Here is a 22,881-nt window from a genome sequence, read left to right on the forward strand (position 1 = left end):
CTTGCCGGGTGGCACCAGCAGAAACGTCCAAGAAGAAGGCCAAGGCGAAGCCCAAGGCCTCCCCCGCCCCCGTCGACCTCGCGATGCCGACCCTGCGCCGCGAGATCCCGCGCGACGAGGTCCCGCTCGACTTCCCGCGCGCCTGGGTCGAGTTCGCCGACCCCGCCGACGAGGAGCAGGTCTTCCGCTGCGACCTCACCTGGCTGACCTCCCGCTGGTCCTGCGTCTTCGGCCAGGGCTGCCACGGCATCCGTGAGGGCCGCGGCGCGTCGGACGGCTGCTGCACGCTGGGCGCCCACTACTCGGACGAGGACGACGAGAAGCGCGTCCTGGGGCACGCGGCGCGACTGACCCCCGAGCTGTGGGAGAACTTCGCCGAGGGCACCGACGCCAAGGGCCGGATCAAGTCCGACGGCGGCATCACCATGCTGGACGAGGACGGCGACCGGCAGACCCGCCGGGTCAACGGCGCCTGCATCTTCGTGAACAGCCCGGATTTCGCGGGCGGCGCCGGCTGCGCCCTGCACGCGCTGGCCCTCCGGGAGGGCCGCGAGCCGCTGGAGACCAAGCCGGACGTCTGCTGGCAGCTGCCGATCCGCCGCACCTACGACTGGATCGACCGCCCCGACGACACCCGCTACCTCCAGGTCTCGATCGGCGAGTACGACCGCCGCGGCTGGGGCCCGGGCGGCCATGACCTGCACTGGTGGTGCACCGGGGCGCCGGCCGCGCACCAGGGCGCGGAGCCGGTGTACGTCAGCTACCGCCCCGAGCTCACCGAGCTGATGGGCAAGGCGGGCTACGACGTGCTGGCCCGGCTGTGCGAGGAGCGGATCGCCACCAAGGGCGACCGGAAGGTGGCTCCGCACCCGGCCGACCCGGCCAAGAAGCCCAAGACCGGGTGACCTACTAGCCGGTACCGGCCTACTCGTCGGTACCGGCCTACTTGTCGATGTCGCCGACCACGAAGAACATCGACCCGAGGATCGCCACCATGTCCGCGACCAGCGTCCCGGGCAGCAGCTCGGTCAGCGCCTGGATGTTGTTGAAGGACGCCGAGCGCAGCTTGAGCCGCCACGGCGTCTTGTCGCCGCGCGAGACCAGGTAGTAGCCGTTGATCCCGAGCGGGTTCTCGGTCCACGCGTAGGTGCTGCCCTCCGGCGCCTTGAGCACCTTGGGCAGCCGCTGGTTGACCGGGCCGGGCGGCAGGGTGGCGATCTTGTCGAGGCAGGCGTCGGCGAGGTCCAGCGCGTTGAGGGTCTGCTCCAGCAGGCACTCGAAGCGGGCCAGGCAGTCGCCCTCCTCGCGGGTGACCACGGTGAGCACCTGCCGCAGCTCCTCGGAGCCGTACGCGAGGTAGGGCTCGTCGCGGCGCAGGTCGAAGTCGAGGCCGCTGGCCCGGGCGATCGGGCCGCTGACCCCGTACGCCTCGGCCTGCGCCTTGGTGAGGACGCCGACGCCGGCGGTGCGGGCGCGGAAGATCTCGTTGCCGAGGACGAGGTCCTCGAAGACCGGCATCTCCGAGCGCACCTTGGCGACGGCGGCGCGGACCCGGCCGAACCAGCCGGCCGGCAGGTCCTCCTTGAGGCCGCCGACCCGGTTGAACATGTAGTGCATCCGGCCGCCGGAGGCCTCCTCCAGCACGTGCTGGAGCTCCTCGCGGCAGTGGAAGGCGTGGAAGATCGGGGTGATCCCGCCGAGCTCCAGCGGGTAGGAGCCGAGGAACATCAGGTGGTTGAGCACCCGGTTGAGCTCGGCCAGCAGGGTGCGGACCCAGACCGCCCGCTCGGGGACCTCCATGCCGAGCATCCGCTCGACGCCGAGGACGACGCCCAGCTCGTTGGAGAAGGCGGAGAGCCAGTCGTGCCGGTTGGCCAGCATGATGATCTGCCGGTAGTCACGGGCCTCGAACAGCTTCTCCGCGCCCCGGTGCATGTAGCCGATCACCGGCTCGGCGGTGATGATCCGCTCACCGTCGAGCAGCAGACGCAGCCGCAGCACGCCGTGCGTGGCCGGGTGCTGCGGGCCGATGTTGAGCACCATGTCGGTGGTGCCCGCCTCGCCGGTGAAGTTCTCGGCTCCCGCCCCGATGCCGACCGTGGTCTCCCTCATGAACCCAGAGTCTGCCATCCCGGCACCAGCTCCAAGCCCGCCGGTACCGGCATGTGGACGGCCTGGACCAGCCAGCCGAAGGCGCCCAGCCCGCTCGGGTCGGTGAGTTCGGCCCCCTCCCCCGCACCGCTCAGCGCCCGCAGGTACGCCGCCGGGTCCGTGGAGGCGAGCGCGAGCGACGGGCGCGCGCCGCTCACCCCGAGCGCGCGCAGGGCCTCGCGCTGGGTTGTCCACAGGCTGTGGAGACCGGGCACGGCGATCGCGTCCAGCGCGACGTGCGCGGTGACGTCGCAGGAGCCGTCCGGCACCGGGGCCACCTCCCGGCCCTCCCGGAAACCCGCGCGGGTGCCGAAGAGCGGTCGCCGCTCCGCCGTGTGCCCGTAGTCGACGGCAACGGCCAGACCGCGCTCCAGCCCGGCCACGGCCCGCGCCCAGGCCGCGTCCCGGGGCCCACCGAACTCCACGAAGTCCCCGGGGTGCTCGACCGGCCACCAGCGCTCGGCCCAGGCCGCGTCCGCCGCCGAGACCGGCTCGCCGGACCGCTCCGCACCGGTCGCGGTGTCCACCTCGACGTAGCGCAGCACCCCCTCCCCGTCCACCTCCCCGGCGTCCAGCGGCACGTTGTCCAGCCACTCGTTGGCGAACAGCAGCCCGGTCAGGCCACGCGGCAGCTCGTCCGTCCACAGGGCTGTGGACGGAAGCCCGGCCGGGCGCTCCGCGATCTCCACGCCGTACGGGCGCAGCCGCGCCAGCACCTCGTCGGGCAGCTCGGCCAGCACCCCGGTCAGCAGCTCACCGCGCCCGGCCCCGACGTCGACCAGGGCCAGCTCCTCCGGACGGCCGAGGGCCGCGTCAACCTCGAGCAGCAGCCGGGCCACCGCTCGGGCGAACCTCGGCGAGGCGTGCACCGAGGTGCGGAAGTGCCCGGCCGGGCCCTCCGGCCTGCGGTAGAAGCCGCCGTCCGGGTCGTACAGGGCCCGTTCCATGGCGGGCGCCCAGCGCATCCAAGTCATGGGGCGGGACGCTACCGGGCCTCCGGGAACCCCTCCCAACCGGTGCCGGGGCGTCTCCGACCTACGGAGTAGGACGGATCGCCCTACCGGCGGACCTGGGCACCTCGCGCGACTGCCTAGGCTTGAGACGTGCATCGACTCAACGCCTGGCTCCGCCGTCACCCCATGGTGGTCGACGCCGCATGGGCGTCGGTCGTGCTGTTCCTCGGCCTGCTGCCGGGCAACGAGTTCGACACCGGCTCGCGCCTCGACGCCGAGCTCCTGGTCGCGGCGATGCTGCCGCTGCTGATGGTCTTCCGCCGGCGCTTCCCCGACGTCACCGTCGCCGCCGCCATCGGCGTCGCCGTCGCCCAGGTGATCGCCGACGTCGAACCAGGCGCCTCCGCCATCGCCTACCTCGTCTTCGCCTACACCGGCGCCGCCTTCGGCCAGAAGTGGACCTCCCGGCTGGCGCTGGCCGCCGGACTGGCCGCCGGACCGCTGACGTACTGGCAGATGAACCCGATGCAGACGACGGTGCACGCCGGCGAGGTGCACACCCACCCGTACGGCCTCGGCGAGGCGGCGCTGATCACCCTGCTGATGAGCACCCCGTTCATCCTCTGCTGGGCCTGGGGCCGACTGACCAGGGTGCGCCGCGCCTACCTCACCGAGCTGGAGGACCGCGCGGCCCGCCTGGAACGCGAACGGGACGCCCAGGCCAAGGTCGCGGTCGCCGCCGAACGCGCCCGCATCGCCCGCGAACTGCACGACGTGGTCGCCCACAACGTCTCGGTGATGATCGTCCAGGCCGACGGCGCCGCGTACGTCCTCGACAACTCCCCCCGACAGGCGAAGGAGGCACTCGGCACGATCGCCTCCACCGGACGACAGGCCCTGGTCGAGATGCGCCGCCTCCTGGGCGTACTGCGCACCTCCGACACCGCCGAGGAATACGTCCCCCAACCGGGCGTCGAGGAACTCCCGGAACTACTGGAACAGGTCCGCACCGCCGGACTGCAGGTGGACTACGCCACCTCCGGACACCCCCGCGAACTACCGCGCGGCGTCGAACTCACCGTCTACCGGATCGTCCAGGAGGCACTGACCAACGTCCGCAAACACGGCGGCCCCGACGTACACGCCCGGGTCGCCGTCGACTTCGGCGAACGCGAACTGGCCGTCCTGGTCGAGGACGACGGACGCGGCAGCACCGACGAGAACCTGACCACCGGCGGCGCGGACGGCCTGGGCCACGGCCTGATCGGCATGCGCGAACGGGTCGGCATGGTCAGCGGAAGCCTCGACGTGGGCCCCCGCCCCGGCGGCGGCTTCCGGATCCGCGCCATCCTCCCGCTCAAGGCCGCACACTGACCCATCGCCCCCTTTAGGAGCCACCTTGACCATCCGCGTGATGCTCGTCGACGACCAGGAGCTGCTGCGCACCGGCTTCCGGATGATCCTCCAGTCGCAGGGCGACATCGAGATCGCCGCCGAGGCGGGCGACGGTGCGCAGGCCCTGGAGCTGCTGCGGCACACGCCGGTGGACGTGATCCTGATGGACGTACGGATGCCCCGCCTGGACGGGGTGCAGGCGACCCGCCGGATCTGCCTGGCCGAGGACGGCAGCCCGCTGCCGAACGCCCCGCACGTGCTCATCCTCACCACCTTCGACCTGGACGAGTACGCCTTCGCCGCGCTCAAGGCCGGGGCCAGCGGCTTCCTGCTCAAGGACGTCCCGCCGACCGAGCTGGTGGCCGCGATCCGCGCGGTGCACGGCGGCGACGCGGTGGTCGCCCCGACCACCACCCGCCGGATGATCGACCGCTTCGCCGAGGTGCTGCCCACCCCGCAGAGCGCGCCCGGCTCGGACGTCCTCGGCCCGCTGACCGAGCGCGAGCGGGAGGTGTTCCTGCTGGTCGCCCAGGGGCTGTCGAACGGCGAGATCGCGGCCCGGCTGGTGCTCTCCGAGGCCACCGTGAAGACCCACGTCGGCCGGATCCTGGCCAAGCTCGGGCTGCGCGACCGGGTCCAGGCCGTGGTGCTGGCGTACGAGGCGGGGCTGATCCGGGCCGGGGCGGCGGACTGACGCGCCCGTACACTGGGGCGGTACGTCCGGTACCCGCAGGTGGACTGGAACGGATGATCAGGGACAAAGCGTGAGCGAGCGCAGCATGGGGGTCCCCCCGGCCGAAGGCCGGGGGAGAGGCGGGCGCATGAGTCCTTCGGACTTCGGCGAGTTCGCCCCGCTCGCCGACGGCCTCGGCGACCAGGTTTTCGGTGATCCCGGCGACCCCGGCAACCGACCGGCCAGGCTGGCCGTCGGCGTGGTCGGCACCGGCCGGGTCGGCCCCGCTCTGGGCGCCGCGCTGCAGCTCGCCGGGCACACCGTGGTCGCCGCCTCCGGGGTCTCCGCCGCCTCCCGCCGCCGCGCCGAGTCGCTGCTGCCGGGCGTGCGGATCGTCACCCCGCCGCAGGTCATGGCCGCCGCCGACCTGGTCCTGCTGACCGTGCCGGACGACGCGCTGGCCGACCTGGTGACCGGCCTCGCCGCCACCGGCGCCGTCCGCCCCGGGCAACTGCTGGTGCACACCTCCGGCGCGCACGGCGTCGGCATCCTGGAGCCCGCCACCCGGGCCGGGGCGCTGCCGCTGGCCCTGCACCCGGCGATGACCTTCACCGGCACCTCCGTCGACCTGGCCCGGCTGGCTGGCTGCCCGTTCGGCGTGACCGCCCCCGAGGAGTTGCGGCCGATCGCCGAGGCCCTGGTGGTGGAGATGGGCGGCGAGCCCGAGTGGGTGCCCGAGGAGGTCCGCCCGCTCTACCACACCGCCCTCGCGCACGGCGCGAACCACCTGGTCACCCTCGTCGCCCAGGCGATGGACCTGCTGCGCACGGCCGGCGTCGCCGAGCCCGGCCGGATGCTCGGCCCGCTGCTCGGCGCGGCCCTGGACAACAGCCTGCGCTCCGGCGACGCGGCCCTCACCGGCCCGGTCGCCCGGGGCGACGCGGGTACCGTACGGCGCCACCTGGCGCAGCTCAGTACGGTGTCCCCGGACATCCCGGCGGCGTATCGTGCAATGGCCCGCGCCACCGCCCAGCGGGCGGTGGCCAACGGGACTCTCTCGACCGACACTGCGGCCGCGCTTCTCGACGTACTGAACGAGGAGAAGCCTGGTGACTCCTCCCCGGCCTGAGCCGGGGCTTCTCACTTGGCCGCCAGAGCGGCCTCATGACGGACAAGCCCTGCCCGGTGCGTCACCGCACGGGACGGAGCGTAAAGAGACGGCGGCACAGCGCGCAGCCGGATGAACGAAGGAGTGCAGGAATGGCGGGCAAGGCCCAGCGGAGCAAGCCCCAGCGGACGCCGAAGGTCCACCGGGCCGTCGTCACCCGCACCGTGGACGACTTCGAGGCCGCGTTCTGGCCGGACGAGCGGCCGGTGGACAACGCCGTCGTGATGACCATGGGCGCACTGCACGAGGGCCACGCCGCGCTGATCCGGGCCGCCCGCAAGCAGGTCGGCCAGGAGGGCCGGGTCGCGGTGACGGTCTTCGTCAACCCGCTGCAGTTCGGCCCGTCCGAGGACCTGGACCGCTACCCGCGCACCCTCGACGACGACGTGCGGCTGGCCGAGGAGAACGGCGCCGACGTGGTCTTCGCGCCCTCCGTCGAGGAGGTCTACCCGAACGGCGAGCCGCAGGTGCGCCTGGCGGCCGGCCCGATGGGCGAGCGCTTCGAGGGCGCCACCCGCCCCGGCCACTTCGACGGCGTGCTGACCGTGGTCGCCAAGCTGCTGCACATCACCGACCCGGACTTCGCCTTCTTCGGCGAGAAGGACGCCCAGCAGCTGGCGGTCATCCAGCGGATGGTCGCCGACCTGGACTTCGACGTCGAGATCGTCGGCGTGCCGACCGTCCGCGAGGAGGACGGCCTGGCGCTGTCCTCGCGCAACCGCTACCTCTCCGAGGAGGAGCGCACCCGCGCCCTCGCCCTGTCCAAGGCCCTGTTCGCCGGCCGGGACGTCGCCGCGCAGGGCCCGAAGGCCGTGCGCGAGGCAGCCGCGGCTGTCCTGGACGGCGCCGACGGTGTCACCCTTGACTACCTCGCCCTGATCGACCCGCACGACTTCTCGGAGGCGGCGGACGACTTCCAGGGCGCGGCGGTGCTGGCCGTCGCCGCGAAGGTGGGTTCGACCCGACTGATCGACAACGTCCACGTCATCTGCCGCTAGGCAGATCACCGTCAAGCACAGAACCGTTCGCTGAACCGGTAGCAAGAACCCCTTCTAGGCATGCACTCACTGGAGGCGTGACCCCATGCTCCGCACCATGCTCAAGTCCAAGATCCACCGGGCCACCGTGACCCAGGCCGACCTGCACTACGTCGGCTCCGTCACGGTGGACGAGGACCTGCTCGACGCCGCCGACCTGCTCCCCGGTGAGCTGGTCCACATCGTCGACATCAACAACGGCGCCCGGCTGGAGACCTACACCATCGCCGGCCCGCGCGGCACCGGCGTGATCGGCATCAACGGCGCCGCCGCCCGTCTGGTCCACCCCGGCGACCTGGTCATACTCATCGCCTACGGGCAGATGGACACGGTCGAGGCCAAGGGCTACGAGCCGAAGATCGTCTTCGTGGACGAGCACAACCGGATCACCGGCCTGGGCGGCGACCCCGCCGAGGCCCGGGAGGGCACCGGACTGCTCCGCGGTGACCAGGCGTACGGTGGCGACGGCGCGGCCGCCGCGGCCACGCGCTGAAGGAGCCACTGAGCCATGTCCGTGACGCATCGCCTCACCGCCCCGGCCCCCGGCTGGACCGCCACCGCCGACGTGGTCGTGGTCGGCTCCGGGGTCGCCGGTCTCACCGTCGCCCTCAACGTCCGCAAGGCCGGCCTGCGGGCCATGGTGGTCACCAAGGCGATGCTGGACGAGGGTTCGACCCGCTGGGCCCAGGGCGGCATCGCGGCCGCCCTGGGCGAGGGGGACACCCCCGAGCAGCACCTGGACGACACCCTGGTGGCCGGCGCCGGGCTCTGTGACGAGGACGCCGTGCGCACCCTGGTCACCGAGGGCCCGGACGCCGTCCGCCGGCTGATCGGGGTCGGCGCCCTGTTCGACCGCGACGAGGCCGGCGAGATCCTGCTGACCCGCGAGGGCGGCCACCACCGCCGCCGGATCGCGCACGCGGGCGGGGACGCGACCGGCGCCGAGATATCGCGCGCCCTGGTCGCCGCCGTCCGCAACGATCCCGGCATCGAGCTGATCGAGCACGCGCTCGTCCTCGACCTGCTGACCGACGCCGAGGGCCACGCCGCCGGACTCACCCTGCACGTGATGGGCGAGGGCCAGCGCGACGGCGTCGGCGCCGTCCGGGCCCGCGCGGTGGTGCTCGCCACCGGCGGCATGGGCCAGGTCTTCTCCGCCACCACCAACCCGGCGGTCTCCACCGGCGACGGCGTGGCGCTCGCGCTGCGGGCCGGCGCCGCGGTCACCGACCTGGAGTTCGTCCAGTTCCACCCGACCGTGCTGTGGCTCGGCCCGGACGCCGAGGGCCAGCAGCCGCTGGTCTCCGAGGCCGTCCGCGGCGAGGGCGCCCACCTGGTGGACGCGGACGGCGTCCGCTTCATGGTCGGGCAGCACGAGCTGGCCGAGCTGGCCCCGCGCGACATCGTCGCCAAGGCGATCACCCGGCGCATACAGGAGCAGGGCGCCGAGCACATGTTCCTGGACGGGCGGCACTTCGGCGCCGAGATGTGGGCGCACCGCTTCCCGACCATCCTGGCCTCCTGCCGCGCGCACGGCATCGACCCGGTCACCGCGCCGATCCCGGTCGCCCCGGCCGCGCACTACGCCTCCGGCGGCGTGCGGACCGACCGGCACGGCCGCACCAGCGTCCCGGGCCTGTACGCCTGCGGCGAGGTCGCCTGCACCGGGGTGCACGGCGCCAACCGGCTGGCCTCCAACTCGCTGCTGGAGGGCCTGGTCTTCGCCGAGCGGATCGCCGCCGACCTGGCCAAGCGGCACCGCGCCGGCGACCTGCCCGAGCGGACGGTGGACGTCGCCGCCGCCAGGGCCGCGCAGCCGGTGCCGCTGCCGCCCTCCGAGGCGCGGGCCGAGATCCAGCGGCTGATGTCGCGCGGCGCGGGCGTGCTGCGCTCGGCCGCCTCGATGGCCGACACCGCGACCGGGCTGGCCCTGATCGCCGAGCAGGCCTACGCGCACGTGGCCGAGGAGAAGCCGGCCGACCCCCGGGTGGAGACCTGGGAGGCCGCCAACCTGCTGCTGGTCGCCACCGCGCTGGTCGCGGCCGCCGCGCAGCGCGAGGAGACCCGCGGCTGCCACTGGCGCGAGGACTTCCCCGAGCGCGACGACGCCCACTGGCGGCGCCACCTGATCACCACCCTGACCGCCTCCGGCGACCCCGTCAGCACCCCTGAGGAGCAGTAGAACCATGACCCACTCCCACGAGGAACTCCCCCTGGCCGACCAGGCCGGCGGCTGCGGCGACGGCTGCGCCTGCGGGGACGGCGAGGGTTACGAGACCGGCCTGGACCCGCAGCTGGCCGAGCTGCTGGAGCAGGCCGGGCTGGACCCGGTCGAGGTCGAGGACATCGCCACCCTGGCGCTGGCCGAGGACCTGGCCGGCGGCGAGGACGTCACCTCGGTGGCCACCGTGCCCGCCGACGCCGTCGCGACCGCCGACTTCACCGCCCGCCAGGCCGGCGTGGTGGCCGGTCTGCGGGTCGCCGAGGCGGTCGTCTCGCTGATCTGCGAGGAGGAGTTCGAGGTCGATCGGCACGTCCAGGACGGCGACCGGGTCGAGGCCGGCCAGGTGCTGCTGTCGGTCCGCTCCCGCACCCGCGACCTGCTGACCGCCGAGCGCAGCGCGCTCAACCTGCTCTGCCACCTGTCCGGCATCGCCACCGCGACCCGGGCCTGGGCGGACGCCCTGGAGGGCACCGGCGCGGTGGTCCGGGACACCCGCAAGACCACCCCCGGCCTGCGTGCGCTGGAGAAGTTCGCGGTGCGCTGCGGCGGCGGCGCCAACCACCGGATGGCGCTCTCGGACGCCGCCCTGGTGAAGGACAACCACGTGGTGGCGGCCGGCGGCGTGGCCGAGGCCTTCCGGGCCGTCCGGGCCGCGTACCCGGAGCTGCCGGTCGAGGTCGAGGTGGACGACCTGGAGCAGATCCCGCCGGTGCTGGAGGCCGGTGCGGACCTGATCCTGCTGGACAACTTCACCGTCGAGCAGCTGAAGGAGGCCGTCGCGCTGGTGGCCGGCCGGGCGAAGCTGGAGGCCTCCGGCGGACTGACCCTGGCCAGCGCGCGCGAGGTCGCCCAGACTGGTGTCGACTACCTGGCCGTGGGCGCGCTGACCCACTCCTCGCCGATCCTGGACATCGGCCTGGACCTGCGCGCCTGACCGTCAGGTCGAGAGCAGACCTGTCCCGACTCGCAGAAAGCGCCCCATGCTCCTCACCATCGACGTCGGCAACACCCAGACCACACTCGGCCTGTTCGACGGCGAGGACGTGGTGGAACACTGGCGGATCTCCACCGATCCGCGCCGCACCGCCGATGAACTGGCGGTGCTGCTGCAGGGGTTGATGGGCAACCACACCGCGGTCCGGGAGGCCTCGGTGGAGGGCCTGGCGATCTGCTCCTCCGTTCCCGCCGTGCTCCACGAGCTCCGCGAGGTGACCCGCCGCTACTACGGCGACGTCCCCGCGGTGATCGTGGAGCCCGGCGTGAAGACCGGGGTGCACGTCCTGATGGACAACCCCAAGGAGGTCGGCGCGGACCGGATCGTCAACGCGCTGGCCGCCAACCACCTGTACGGCGGCCCGTGCATCGTGGTCGACTTCGGCACCGCGACCACCTTCGACGCCGTCAACGCCCGCGGCGACTACGTCGGCGGGGCGATCGCCCCCGGCATCGAGATCTCGGTCGAGGCGCTCGGCGTCCGGGGCGCCCAGCTGCGCAAGATCGAGCTGGCCCGCCCGCGCAACGTGATCGGCAAGAACACCGTCGAGGGCATGCAGTCCGGCATCCTCTACGGCTTCGCCGGGCAGGTCGACGGCCTGGTCGAACGGATGGCCCGGGAGCTGGCCAAGGACCCGGACGACGTTCAGGTGATCGCCACCGGCGGCCTCGCGCCGCTGGTCCTCGGCGAGGCCACCACCATCGACGTGCACGAGCCGTGGCTGACGCTGGTCGGCCTGCGCCTGGTGTACGAGCGCAACCGGCCGAGCTGACCCTCCGCCGAGGCCCCAATGGAGGGGAATTCCGCGCGACGTTACCGACAAATCGGATATTCCTCACGTAGTGTCACCCCATGCCTACGCCACACGGATCGCGCGGCGGCATGGCCTTCAGCGCCGATGAAGTCCGCGTGCTGCGCCGAGCCCTCGCCCAAGCCCTGCACCCCGCCGTTCCCGTCCACCTCCAGGAGCCCGACCGGACGGCGTTCGCCGGGCCGGGCGCCGAGCTGTGGGCGGAGGACGTCCAGGACGCCCTACGCCTGACCGAGGCGATCGACGAGGCCGTCCAGGAGGGCGGCCGACTGCGCGCCTTCCTGCTCGCCGACCTCGGCCGCTACCGCTCCGCCCTGCCCGGAAGTGCCCCCGGCTACCTGGAGCGTCTGGAGGAAGCCGTGGCCGGCGGCTACCTGCCCGGCCCCGAGGACCTCACCGCGCTGCGCGGACTGACCCGCCAGCCCTGCGGCCAGGGGGAGCGGTCCCGCCGCTCCCGGTTGGCCGGGCGCTGCCACGCGCTGGCCGAGACCGCCGTCCGCGAACGGCTCGCCCTCACCACCGGGCAGCCGCGCCACCTGGTGGTCGTACCGAACCCCGCCGCACCACCGAGCAGTCACCCCACCCCTGTAGGAGGACGGACCACGATGAGCAGCACCGACTCCCGCGACTCCCGCCCGGAGCAGCCCGCCGCCGCGAAGACGCCGGCCCGCCCGCACCGGATGCCCACCCCGGCCGAGCTCTTCGGCCGCCGCCCCAAACCCCCGGCCCACCCCACCACGCCGGCCGACGAGACCCCGGAGGAGACCGAACTCCGCACCGGCACCGGCTGAGCCGACCGCGTCCCCGGGGGGAGACCGTCGCCACGGTCTCCCCCCGCCGGTAATCCGGTCGCGGAGCACGGTGTACGGCTGGCTACCCTTGTGGGGTGAGCGATCAGAGCCTTTTTCCCGCGACCGACGACCTTCCCGAGCAGATGCGCGTCCGGCGCGAGAAGCTGGACCGGCTCCGGGCGGCCGGTGTCGACCCGTACCCGGTCGGATTCCCCCGCACCACCACCATCGCGGACCTGCGTGCCAAGCACCCGGACCTCGAACCCGACACCGCGACCGGTGAGCGGGCCGGCATCACCGGCCGGGTGATCCTCTCCCGCACCGGCGGCAAGCTCTGCTTCGCCACCCTGCGCGACGGCACCGGCGACCTCCAGGTGATGTTCTCCCTGGACAAGCTGGGCGCCGAGCGGCTGGCCGCCTGGAAGTCCGACATCGACCTCGGCGACCAGGTCGGCGTCGAGGGCGAGGTGATCACCTCCAAGCGCGGCGAGCTGTCGGTGATGGTGGACCGCTGGGAGCTCACCGCCAAGTGCCTGCGCCCGCTGCCGGACAAGCACAAGGGCCTGACCGACCCGGAGGCCCGGGTCCGCCAGCGCTACGTCGACCTGATCGTGAACCCCGAGGCCCGGGAGATCCTGCACCTGCGCAGCAAGGTCGTCCGCTCGATCCGCCGCACCTACGAGGACCGCGGCTTCATCGAGGTCGAGACCCCGATGCTGCAGCCGGTGCACGGCGGCGCCAACGCCCGTCCGTTCAAGACGCACATCAACGCGTACGACATCGACCTCTACATGCGCATCGCCCCCGAGCTGTACCTCAAGCGGCTGGTGGTCGGCGGCGCCGAGAAGGTCTTCGAGATCAACCGCAACTTCCGCAACGAGGGCGCGGACGCCACCCACAACCCCGAGTTCACCTCGCTGGAGTCGTACGAGGCCTACGGCGACTACAACACCCAGGCCGAGCTGATCCGCGAGACGATCATCAACGCCGCCCGGGACGCCCTGGGCACCACGGTGATCAAGGGCGTGGACGCCCACGGCGTGGAGCACGAGATCGACCTGGCCGAGCCGTGGGAGGAGGTCAGCGTCTACCCGGGCATCTCCGCCCACCTGGGTGTCGAGGTCACCCCGGAGACCGGCGTCGAGGAACTGCGCAAGCTCGCCACCGACCACGACATCCCGTTCGAGAAGAACTGGGGCCACGGCCAGATCGTGCTGGAGATGGTGGAGCGCCTGCTGGAGGAGAACGCCGTCCGGCCGACCTTCATCAAGGACTACCCGACCGAGGTCTCCCCGCTGACCCGCGAGCACCGCTCGGTCGCCGGCGTGGCCGAGAAGTGGGACCTGGTGATCTTCGGCACCGAGATCGGCACCGCCTACTCCGAGCTGATCGACCCGGTCGAGCAGCGCGCCCGCTTCACCGCGCAGTCCCTGCTGGCGGCCGGCGGCGACGTCGAGGCGATGCAGCTGGACGAGGACTTCCTGCGCGCGCTGGAGTACGCGATGCCCCCGACCGGTGGCCTCGGCCTCGGCGTGGACCGCCTGATCATGCTGCTGACCGGCAAGAACATCCGGGAGACCGTGCTCTTCCCGCTGGTGAAGCCGGAGCCGAAGGCTTCCGCCGTGACGGCGGAGAAGACCGAGGAGGAGTGACCTGATGGACTACGTCAGCGCGATCGTGCCGCCGCTGGTCATGGCGATCGGCTTCGGATTCCTGGTGCGGGCCATCTTCCGCAGCCAGGGCGGGGCCCAGAAGGCCAAGGAAGACATCGACTGATCTCCCGGGGTGCCCGGGGCCTCGGGGGCTTCCCCAGGCCTTCCCCAGGCCTTCCCCGGGCCTTCCCGGGGCCTTCCCGGGGCCTTCCCCGCGAACGACCCCGCGAACGACCCCGCGACTGACACCGTCAGCCGCCGCAGAACGACCCGCGCGCCGCCATTCCCGATTCCCGGGGGTGGCGGCGCGCCGGTTTGGCACACTTCACAAGATTTGCCCCATTCACTCCCTATCCTGGCCGCACTATGGTCCGGCAACTCGGCGAACTTGAGAACGCCATCATGACCCGGGTGTGGCGGTGGAACCGACCGGTGACGGTTCGCGAGGTTCTCCTGGATCTGCAGTCGGAACGCGAAATCGCGTACACCACGGTGATGACCGTCCTGGACAAGCTGCACAGAAAGGGCTGGCTGCGCCGTGAGCGGGTCGGCCGGGCCTATCGATATGAACCGGTCTCCTCGCGCGAGGCGTACACGGCAGCCCTGATGAACGACGCATGGGCCACCAGTGACAATCCGGCGGCGGCCCTGGTGCACTTCTTCGGCCTGATGTCGCCGGAGCAACGCGAGGCACTCCGGGACGCCTTGCGGGTGGCCGCCCTCTTCCCGCCCGATCCGCCCGCCGCGGATTCCGCGGACGCCCCTCCGGATAGCCCCGGACCGGATACCGGGGAGACCGGGCCGGGGACGACGCGATAACGTCCCGCCATGGAGGTCACCATCCGCCGCGCGCGGACCACGGACGTGCGGGCCGTACGCGGGCTCATCGACGCCTACTCGCGCGACGGCATTCTGCTCGACAAGCCCACTGTCACACTGTTCGAATCAGTCCAGGAGTTCTGGGTCGCGGAACGCGACGACAACGGCGTGGTGGTGGCGTGCGGCGCCCTGCACGTGATGTGGGAGGACCTCGCCGAGGTCCGTACGCTCGCGGTCGATCCGTCCTGCCGGGGCTTCGGGATCGGGCATCTGCTGCTGGAGAAGCTGGTGCAGACGGCACGCTGGCTCGGCGTCCGTCGGATTTTCTGCCTGACGTTCGAGGTTCCGTTCTTCGCGAAACACGGTTTCGTCGAGATCGGGGAGCTTCAGGAAACCGATGATGGTACGACAGACCCGGCGGCGATCGCTACGGATGTCTATGAAGAACTCCTCCGCTCGTACGATGAAGGTGTCGCGGAGTTCCTTGACCTGGAGCGGGTGAAGCCCAACACACTGGGCAACTCGCGCATGCTGCTGCACCTCTGAGCGGCTCCGTGCCGGTCAAGGGTTTGTGTTTTCCGGAGAAAGGCGCTTTCCTTTCCTTAGGCAATGGGTCGTTTAGCGGAAAGGGAAGCCCGTGGCACAGAGGGTGCAGGTCATTCTTGAAGACGATCTCGAAGGCGGTTCGGCGGACGAGACGGTGACGTTCGCGCTGGACGGCGTTGCCTACGAGATCGACCTGAAGAGCGCCAACGCGGACAAGCTGCGCGGTCTGCTGGCGCCCTACGTGGAGAAGGGTCGCAAGCAGAGCGGCCGACTCGCCGGCTCCCGGCGTCCGGGCCGCGGCGCCGCGGCGCGCCCGTCCGGCAGCGCTCCCGACACCGCGAAGATCCGCGCGTGGGCCAAGGAGCAGGGCATGGAGGTCAACGACCGCGGCCGGGTGCCGAGCAACGTCCGCCAGGCCTACGAAGAGGCCAACGCGTCCTGACCCCGGCACCGCCGGCCCGCCGGATCGGGTGCGGGACCCCGGCGACCGCGTACGGCGCCGACGACACACGCGCGGGGCGCGGAGGAGCCTCCTCCGCGCCCCGCGGCGCATTCCCGGACGACCGCCGCGCCACCGGTACCGGGGTCGTCCGGGGCCGCGGGCTCGGGCGGCGGAACAATCACGAGCTGTGCAACGCTGTAGGAGCGAAGCGGTAACGAGGACACCACCGGGATGGCGTACCGGCCCTCCCGGCCGCCGTTGAACCACCGTCACCGCGGCCCGACTTCTCGCCAGGCGAACACCGTCACCGCGGAAACTGCGCGAGAACCGCCTCGATACCGGGTATGAATGCAGGTGGACGGGTACTTCGACCCGTCCAGGGGTGACCGGCCGGAGAGGGTCCGGCTCCGCCCCGGCGACTCTTGTTCGCCGATGGCGTAGCGGTTTCCGGTGCATCCGGCCCACCAGTGGGAACACCGATTCCCAGCATCAGGTTGGGATTGGTGTCGGCTGGTCGCGCAGCATCTCGCTCCTCTACCGGGGAGTGAATCCGTGGGCCGCGCCGCTGAGCGGGACTAGCATGCGGAAGGACAGGGCGGGGACGGACCCCGAACTGCCCGACCGCTCTGAGGAGCGATAAACGATGTTCGAGAGGTTCACCGACCGCGCGCGGCGGGTTGTCGTCCTGGCTCAGGAAGAAGCCCGGATGCTCAACCACAACTACATCGGCACCGAGCACATCCTCCTGGGTCTGATCCATGAGGGCGAGGGCGTCGCCGCCAAGGCCCTGGAGAGCCTCGGGATTTCTCTTGAGGCCGTACGCCAGCAGGTCGAGGAGATCATCGGCCAGGGCCAGCAGGCCCCGTCCGGTCATATTCCCTTCACCCCCCGGGCGAAGAAGGTCCTGGAGCTGTCGCTCCGGGAGGCCCTGCAGCTCGGCCACAACTACATCGGCACCGAGCACATCCTGCTCGGCCTGATCCGCGAGGGCGAGGGCGTCGCCGCCCAGGTCCTGGTGAAGCTGGGCGCCGACCTCAACCGGGTGCGCCAGCAGGTCATCCAGCTGCTGTCCGGTTACCAGACCAGCGGTGGCAAGGAGTCGGCCACGGCCGGCGGGCCCGCCGAGGGCACCCCGTCGACCTCGCTGGTCCTGGACCAGTTCGGCCGCAACCTCACCCAGGCCGCCCGTGAGGCCAAGCTCGACCCGGTCATCGGGCGCGAGAAGGAGATCGAGCGGGTCATGCAGGTGCTGTCCCGCCGCACCAAGAACAACCCGGTCCTGATCGGTGAGCCCGGCGTCGGCAAGACCGCCGTGGTCGAGGGCCTGGCGCAGGCGATCGTCAAGGGCGAGGTCCCGGAGACGCTCAAGGACAAGCAGCTCTACACGCTGGACCTGGGCGCCCTGGTGGCCGGCTCGCGCTACCGCGGTGACTTCGAGGAGCGCCTGAAGAAGGTGCTCAAGGAGATCCGCACCCGCGGCGACATCATCCTGTTCATCGACGAGCTGCACACCCTGGTCGGCGCGGGCGCCGCCGAGGGCGCCATCGACGCAGCCAGCATCCTCAAGCCGATGCTGGCCCGCGGCGAGCTGCAGACCATCGGTGCCACCACCCTGGACGAGTACCGCAAGCACCTGGAGAAGGACGCCGCGCTGGAGCGCCGCTTCCAGCCGATCCAGGTCGCGGAACCCTCGCTGCCGCACACCATCGAGATCCTCAAGGGTCTGCGCGACCGCTACGAGGCCCACCACCGGGTCTCCATCACGGACGCCGCCCTGGTCGCCGCCGCCACCCTGGCCGACCGGTACATCTCGGACCGCTTCCTGCCGGACAAGGCGATCGACCTGATCGACGAGGCCGGTTCCCGGATGCGCATCCGCCGGATGACCGCGCCGCCGGACCTGCGCGAGTTCGACGAGAAGATCGCCGACGTGCGCCGCGAGAAGGAGAGCGCGATCGACGCGCAGGACTTCGAGAAGGCCGCGTCCCTGCGCGACGACGAGAAGCAGCTCCTGCAGGCCAAGGCCAAGCGCGAGAAGGAGTGGAAGGCCGGCGACATGGACGTCGTCGCGGAGGTCAACGAGGAGCTCATCGCCGAGGTCCTGGCCACCGCCACCGGCATCCCGGTCTTCAAGCTGACCGAGGAGGAGACGTCCCGTCTGCTCCGCATGGAGGACGAGCTGCACAAGCGCGTCATCGGCCAGAAGGACGCCATCAAGGCGCTCTCCCAGGCCATCCGGCGCACCCGTGCGGGCCTCAAGGACCCGAAGCGCCCCGGCGGTTCGTTCATCTTCGCCGGCCCGTCCGGCGTCGGTAAGACCGAACTGTCCAAGACGCTGGCCGAGTTCCTCTTCGGCGACGAGGACGCGCTGATCGCGCTCGACATGTCCGAGTTCTCCGAGAAGCACACCGTCTCCCGGCTGTTCGGCTCCCCGCCCGGATACGTGGGCTACGAGGAGGGCGGCCAGCTGACCGAGAAGGTCCGCCGCAAGCCGTTCTCGGTCGTCCTCTTCGACGAGGTCGAGAAGGCCCACCCGGACATCTTCAACTCGCTGCTGCAGATCCTGGAGGACGGTCGCCTGACCGACTCCCAGGGCCGCGTGGTCGACTTCAAGAACACCGTCATCATCATGACGACCAACCTCGGCACCCGGGACATCTCCAAGGGCTTCAACCTGGGCTTCGCGGCCACGGGTGACACCCAGACCGGGTACGAGCGGATGAAGGCGAAGGTCGGCGAGGAGCTCAAGCAGCACTTCCGCCCCGAGTTCCTGAACCGTGTCGACGACATCGTGGTGTTCCACCAGCTGTCCGAGGACGACATCATCCAGATCGTCGACCTGATGATCGCCAAGGTGGACGAGCGGCTCAAGGACAAGGACATGGGCCTGGAGCTCAGCGTCGAGGCCAAGAAGCTGCTGGCCAAGCGCGGCTACGACCCGATCCTGGGTGCCCGTCCGCTGCGCCGCACCATCCAGCGCGAGATCGAGGACCATCTCTCCGAGAAGATCCTCTTCGGTGAGCTGCGGGCCGGCCACATCGTCGTCGTCGACGTCGAGGGCGAGGGCAAGGAGGCCAAGTTCACCTTCCGCGGTGAGGAGAAGTCGGCCGTCGCGGACACCCCGGCCGCGGTCGCCTCGTCCGGTCCGGACCTGACGAAGTAAGGCAACATTTAACAGACAACTTCACAGCCACCGAGCCCCCGGCGTTCACGCCGGGGGCTCGGTGCGTTCGGGGGCGGACGACCCCGCAGTCGGCGTGGCCCTGGGCGGGCAGCCCGCCGGCCGGTTCGTGCGGGTGCGTCCCATTTCTCAGCAAGCTTTAACCGGCGCACGGTTGACAGCTTGTCAGCTGATGTGAAGTCGGGGAGCATAGCGCCGTGACCATGTCATGGTCAAGGTCTATCTTTTGCAGCCTCACTTCGGTCAAATGACGTCCACCTGTCTTTCATATTGGTTTACCGGGCCTTGGCCAAGAGTCGGCTCGGTCGGGGAGGACGTCACACCGTTGAAGACCACCAGGAGAACCGCTGCGATCGCCACCGCCGCAGCGGTCATAGTCACGCTCGGCGCGGGCCTGTTCCCGAGCGCCGCCGTCGCCGCCGGCTCCGCACCGGTGCCGAAGGACCCCGCTGACGCCGTTCAGTCCGTCAACACCGAGCACAACATCCCGGGTCCGCTGACCGCCAAGGTGGAGGCCGAGCAGAAGGCCGCCACCGAGCAGCTGCTCAACGGCACCGCCCAGGTCGAGCAGCACAACGGCAGCACCAGTGTGAAGCTCGGCAAGGACAAGTACGTGGAGCTCGCCCGCGAGCGCACGGACAAGATCTTCACCATCCTGGTCGACTTCGGCGACCAGGTGGACAACACCACCAAGACGCCCGACGGCAAGACCAAGTTCGGCGGCGAGCCCGGCCCGAAGCACAACGAGATCGAGAAGCCGGACCGCGCCACCAACAACTCGACCGCCTGGCAGGCCGACTACAACCAGCAGCACTACCAGGACCTGTACTTCGCCAAGGACAAGCCCTCGCTGAAGACCTTCTACGAGAAGCAGTCCTCGGGCCGCTACTCGGTCGACGGCGTGGTCTCGGACTGGGTCCGGGTGCCGTGGAACGAGGCCCGGTACGGCTCGGACTACTGCGGCTCCAACGTCTGCCCCAGCGCCCAGGACCTGATCCGCGACGCCGTCGACATCTGGTACAAGGACCAGTTGGCGAAGGGTCAGACCAAGGAGCAGATCAAGGCGACGCTGGCCTCGTACGACCAGTGGGACCGCTACGGCTCGCACCACGACGGGAACTTCAACCAGCCCGACGGGTACATCGACCACTTCCAGATCGTGCACGCCGGTGAGGACAAGTCGGCCGGTGGCGGCAAGCAGGGCAACAAGGCCCTGTGGGCGCACCGTTCGTACGTCTACGGCAACCTGACGGGCCAGGCCGGCCCCGACGGCAACAAGCTCGGCGGCGTGCCGGTCGGTGACTCCGGCTTCTGGATCGGCGACTACACGATGCAGCCGGAGAACGGCGGCCTCGGCGTCTTCGCCCACGAGTACGGCCACGACCTCGGTCTGCCGGACCTCTACGACACCGCGGGCAAGGGCATCGACAACTCGGTCGGCTTCTGGTCGCTGATGTCCTCCGGCTCCTGGCTCGGCGAGGGCAAGGACAGCATCGGCGACATGCCGAACGACCTCGACGCCTGGAGCAAGTACAAGCTCGGCTGGCTGAAGGCGGACCACGCCAAGGCCGGCACCGAGTCGACCCACCACATCGGTCCGGTCGAGTACAACAGCAAGCTCCCGCAGGCCCTGATCGTCGACCTGCCGAAGAAGAGCATCACCACCGACATCAACAAGCCGTTCAGCGGCAACACCGAGTGGTGGAGCGGCAGCGCCGACAACCTCAACGTCACGCTGACCCGGGACATCGACCTCACCGGCAAGACCAAGGCCAGCGTCAACGCCAAGGCCTGGTACGAGCTGGAGCCGGACTTCGACTACGCCTTCGGCGAGGTCTCCACCGACGGTGGCAAGACCTGGACCGTGGTGGACGGCACCTGGAACGGCGCCGCGCTGCCCAAGGAGAACGGCCGTCCGGCCCTCAGCGGCCTGACCGCCGCCTGGGGCGACCTGTCCTTCAACCTGGACGCGTACGCCGGCAAGGCCGTCAAGTTCCGTTACCACAACACCACCGACGGCGGCCTGCACTACCGCGGCCTGGCGCTGGACGACATCTCGGTGACCGCCGACGGCGCCACCGTCTTCAGCGACGACGTCGAGAAGGGTGACAACGGCTGGGCGGCCGGCGGCTTCACCCGCTTCGGCGGCTCGTACACCAAGGACTACGCGCAGTACTACATCGCGGAGAACCGGCAGTACGTGTCGTTCGACGAGACCCTGAAGACCGGCCCGTACAACTTCGGCTTCGGCGCCGCCAAGCCGAACTGGGTCGAGCACTACGCGTACCAGCCCGGTCTGCTGATCTGGTACTGGGACGAGTCGCAGACCGACAACAACGTCAGCGCCCACCCGGGCCAGGGTCTGGTCCTCCCGGTCGACTCGCACCCGACCCCGCTGAAGTGGGCCGACGGCACCCTGATGCGTCCGCGCATGCAGGGCTTCGACTCCACCTTCGGCTCGCGTCGCGTCCCGGCGCTGACGCTGCACAAGAACGGCGCCGAGACGGTCATCCCGAAGTCCAAGGGCGTCGACGAGTTCTCGGACCTGAAGGAGTACTGGTCCAAGGACAACCCGTACAGCAGCGTGATCGTTCCGAAGACCGGCACCAGCATCGAGGTCGAGAACGAGTCCGCGAACTACCTGGAGACCTGGATCCGGGTCCGCCCGGTCGACAACTGATCGTCCTGACGGTCAGGCCGTGATCGCACGGCTCTGAAGTCTCCACGTCCGGCCCGTCCCCGCGAACGCGCGGGGACGGGCCGGACGCTTGTGCGCGGCTCCGCCGACGCTTCGGATACCGGTTCGAACCCCGCGGTCGGGTGGTGCCGGTCACGGCGGTCCGGCGCGGTGCGACCTGGCCCGGCAGTCGGACGGGGTGGGCCGCCCGGGCGGATCGGACCGGTCGTGGGCGATCCGATCTCGTGATCGCTGCTCCGTCGGATTGAATCTCCGGCGCCGCGCCGACTACACGCCGTAGTACCTCGCCCCGTTTGGGACTCCACTCGGTGACGGTTGCATCTGAGTGGTCCCCCGCTCAGCACGCGCCCGATCGGGCGCTTCGTGCTACCCCCCGCACGACCGTGAGGTACGTCGAGCGATGTCCACCGTCCCGCCCGTGGGGCCGGCCCTGCGCCGGCTCGCCGCCCGTACGGCGGCCCAGGCGGCCGCCTGGCAGCCCCGGATCGGCCGTGCCGTCCACACCCGTGCCGCGCCGCCGCTGCGCGCGCTCGTCACGTCCCGGCAGGGCAGCCGGCGGCGGGCCGAGCGCGACCGCGCGGTGGTCTCCACCGGGGCGGCCGCGGTGCTGCTGGCGGGCGTGGTGCTGGCGGCCGCGCCGGGCAGCGCCGTGGCGCAGACCGTGCTGCCGACCACGCCGGGCAGTTCGGCCTTCACGGCTCCGCAGGCGTCGGTGCCCGACCCGGGCATGGTCCAGGTGGCCGGCCCCAGCCCGTACAAGTTGCCCGACGACGGCGCCTCGGCGCAGGCGTTCGTGGCGGTGGCGCCCAATCTGCTGCCGGCCGAGCCGCCGGCCGCCGCCCCGGCCCCTGCTCCCGCGCCGGAGCCCGCGCCGGAGCCCGCCCCGGAGCCGGAGCCCGCCCCGGAGCCGGAGCCCGCACCGGCCCTCGCGCCCGACTGGTCGCCGCCGGTGCCGAACGCGCCGATCAGCCATCCGTACGGGGTGGCCGACTCCGAGTACGCCGCCGGGTACCACACCGGGGTGGACTTCGCCGTCGACCCGGGCACCCCGGTGCTGGCGGTCGGCGACGCGACCGTGGTCTCGGCCGCCCAGGACGGCGCGTACGGCAAGGAGGTCGTGCTGCGGCTCGCCGACGGGCACTTCGCGCAGTACGCCCACCTGTCCGCGCTCTCGGTGTCGGCGGGCGACCACGTGTCGGCGGGCGAGCGGGTCGGGCTGTCCGGGAACACCGGCCACTCGACCGGGCCGCACCTGCACTTCGAGATTCGCACCCGCAACCGCTACGGCGCGGTGGTCAACCCGATCGCCTATCTCTCCGGGCACGGCGTCACGGCGTTCTGACCGG

General features: G+C 71.3%; 19 protein-coding genes. 17 read left to right on the forward strand and 2 right to left on the reverse strand.

All coding sequences use genetic code 11. From position 1 onward, the window contains the following. The first annotated feature begins 83 nt into the window (after window positions 1-83). Complete coding sequence (locus ACH4E7_RS09090) at window positions 84-905, forward strand: hypothetical protein (RefSeq protein ID WP_396248518.1); 822 nt, start codon at window positions 84-86, stop codon at window positions 903-905. A 37-nt stretch (window positions 906-942) separates the two neighbouring features. On the opposite strand, the gene ACH4E7_RS09095 is transcribed toward ACH4E7_RS09090, so the two are convergent. Together ACH4E7_RS09095 and ACH4E7_RS09100 are read right to left on the reverse strand one after the other, a co-directional pair. Continuing rightward, the gene (locus tag ACH4E7_RS09095) at window positions 943-2,112 is read right to left on the reverse strand and encodes an NADH-quinone oxidoreductase subunit D (RefSeq protein WP_396248343.1); all 1,170 of its coding nucleotides are present in this window, start codon (window positions 2,110-2,112) and stop codon (window positions 943-945) included. Continuing rightward, window positions 2,109-3,125: an SAM-dependent methyltransferase gene (locus tag ACH4E7_RS09100; RefSeq protein WP_396248344.1), complete on the reverse strand. Its 1,017-nt coding sequence runs from the start codon at window positions 3,123-3,125 to the stop codon at window positions 2,109-2,111. The genes ACH4E7_RS09095 and ACH4E7_RS09100 overlap by 4 nt, the downstream gene beginning before the upstream one ends. Before the next feature lie 129 nt (window positions 3,126-3,254). Between ACH4E7_RS09100 and ACH4E7_RS09105 the strand changes: the two genes are divergently transcribed. The 16 genes from ACH4E7_RS09105 (at window position 3,255) to ACH4E7_RS09180 (ending at window position 22,877) form a co-directional block, all read left to right on the forward strand. After that, window positions 3,255-4,478: a sensor histidine kinase gene (locus ACH4E7_RS09105; RefSeq protein ID WP_396248345.1), complete on the forward strand. Its 1,224-nt coding sequence runs from the start codon at window positions 3,255-3,257 to the stop codon at window positions 4,476-4,478. Window positions 4,479-4,503: 25 nt separating this feature from the next. After that, window positions 4,504-5,193: a response regulator gene (locus ACH4E7_RS09110; protein WP_396248346.1), complete on the forward strand. Its 690-nt coding sequence runs from the start codon at window positions 4,504-4,506 to the stop codon at window positions 5,191-5,193. Between the two features lie 127 nt (window positions 5,194-5,320). Continuing rightward, window positions 5,321-6,301 carry a Rossmann-like and DUF2520 domain-containing protein gene (locus ACH4E7_RS09115; RefSeq protein WP_396248347.1) on the forward strand — a complete coding sequence of 327 codons (981 nt, stop codon included), beginning with the start codon at window positions 5,321-5,323 and terminating at the stop codon, window positions 6,299-6,301. Window positions 6,302-6,432: 131 nt separating this feature from the next. Next, window positions 6,433-7,338 carry a pantoate--beta-alanine ligase gene (gene panC, locus ACH4E7_RS09120; protein WP_396248348.1) on the forward strand — a complete coding sequence of 302 codons (906 nt, stop codon included), beginning with the start codon at window positions 6,433-6,435 and terminating at the stop codon, window positions 7,336-7,338. 85 nt (window positions 7,339-7,423) lie between these two features. Next, complete coding sequence (gene panD, locus ACH4E7_RS09125; RefSeq protein WP_396248349.1) at window positions 7,424-7,870, forward strand: aspartate 1-decarboxylase; 447 nt, start codon at window positions 7,424-7,426, stop codon at window positions 7,868-7,870. Between the two features lie 15 nt (window positions 7,871-7,885). Continuing rightward, window positions 7,886-9,559: an L-aspartate oxidase gene (locus ACH4E7_RS09130; protein ID WP_396248350.1), complete on the forward strand. Its 1,674-nt coding sequence runs from the start codon at window positions 7,886-7,888 to the stop codon at window positions 9,557-9,559. Window positions 9,560-9,563: 4 nt separating this feature from the next. Next, window positions 9,564-10,535 (forward strand): carboxylating nicotinate-nucleotide diphosphorylase, encoded by a 972-nt coding sequence (gene nadC, locus ACH4E7_RS09135; protein WP_396248351.1) that lies wholly within the window; start codon window positions 9,564-9,566, stop codon window positions 10,533-10,535. A 46-nt stretch (window positions 10,536-10,581) separates the two neighbouring features. Further along, on the forward strand, window positions 10,582-11,367 hold the full coding sequence (locus ACH4E7_RS09140) for a type III pantothenate kinase (protein ID WP_355672096.1): 786 nt from the start codon (window positions 10,582-10,584) through the stop codon (window positions 11,365-11,367). Between the two features lie 80 nt (window positions 11,368-11,447). Further along, complete coding sequence (locus tag ACH4E7_RS09145) at window positions 11,448-12,197, forward strand: hypothetical protein (protein ID WP_396248352.1); 750 nt, start codon at window positions 11,448-11,450, stop codon at window positions 12,195-12,197. Between the two features lie 95 nt (window positions 12,198-12,292). Further along, complete coding sequence (lysX, locus tag ACH4E7_RS09150) at window positions 12,293-13,849, forward strand: bifunctional lysylphosphatidylglycerol synthetase/lysine--tRNA ligase LysX (RefSeq protein ID WP_396248353.1); 1,557 nt, start codon at window positions 12,293-12,295, stop codon at window positions 13,847-13,849. A 366-nt stretch (window positions 13,850-14,215) separates the two neighbouring features. Beyond that, window positions 14,216-14,668 carry a BlaI/MecI/CopY family transcriptional regulator gene (locus tag ACH4E7_RS09155; RefSeq protein ID WP_396248354.1) on the forward strand — a complete coding sequence of 151 codons (453 nt, stop codon included), beginning with the start codon at window positions 14,216-14,218 and terminating at the stop codon, window positions 14,666-14,668. A 9-nt stretch (window positions 14,669-14,677) separates the two neighbouring features. Beyond that, window positions 14,678-15,214 (forward strand): amino-acid N-acetyltransferase, encoded by a 537-nt coding sequence (locus ACH4E7_RS09160; RefSeq protein ID WP_355672100.1) that lies wholly within the window; start codon window positions 14,678-14,680, stop codon window positions 15,212-15,214. 91 nt (window positions 15,215-15,305) lie between these two features. Continuing rightward, window positions 15,306-15,656, forward strand: a complete 351-nt coding sequence (locus ACH4E7_RS09165) for an Lsr2 family protein (protein WP_396248355.1) — start codon at window positions 15,306-15,308, stop codon at window positions 15,654-15,656. Window positions 15,657-16,299: 643 nt separating this feature from the next. Beyond that, window positions 16,300-18,819, forward strand: coding sequence for an ATP-dependent Clp protease ATP-binding subunit (locus ACH4E7_RS09170; protein ID WP_396248356.1), 2,520 nt, complete (start codon window positions 16,300-16,302; stop codon window positions 18,817-18,819). A 343-nt stretch (window positions 18,820-19,162) separates the two neighbouring features. Next, the gene (locus ACH4E7_RS09175; RefSeq protein WP_396248357.1) at window positions 19,163-21,517 is read left to right on the forward strand and encodes an immune inhibitor A domain-containing protein; all 2,355 of its coding nucleotides are present in this window, start codon (window positions 19,163-19,165) and stop codon (window positions 21,515-21,517) included. Between the two features lie 418 nt (window positions 21,518-21,935). Then, window positions 21,936-22,877, forward strand: a complete 942-nt coding sequence (locus tag ACH4E7_RS09180) for a M23 family metallopeptidase (protein WP_396248358.1) — start codon at window positions 21,936-21,938, stop codon at window positions 22,875-22,877. The last annotated feature ends 4 nt before the right edge of the window (window positions 22,878-22,881 follow it).

Source organism: Kitasatospora sp. NPDC018058 (assembly GCF_044327205.1).
Taxonomy (GTDB): domain Bacteria; phylum Actinomycetota; class Actinomycetes; order Streptomycetales; family Streptomycetaceae; genus Kitasatospora.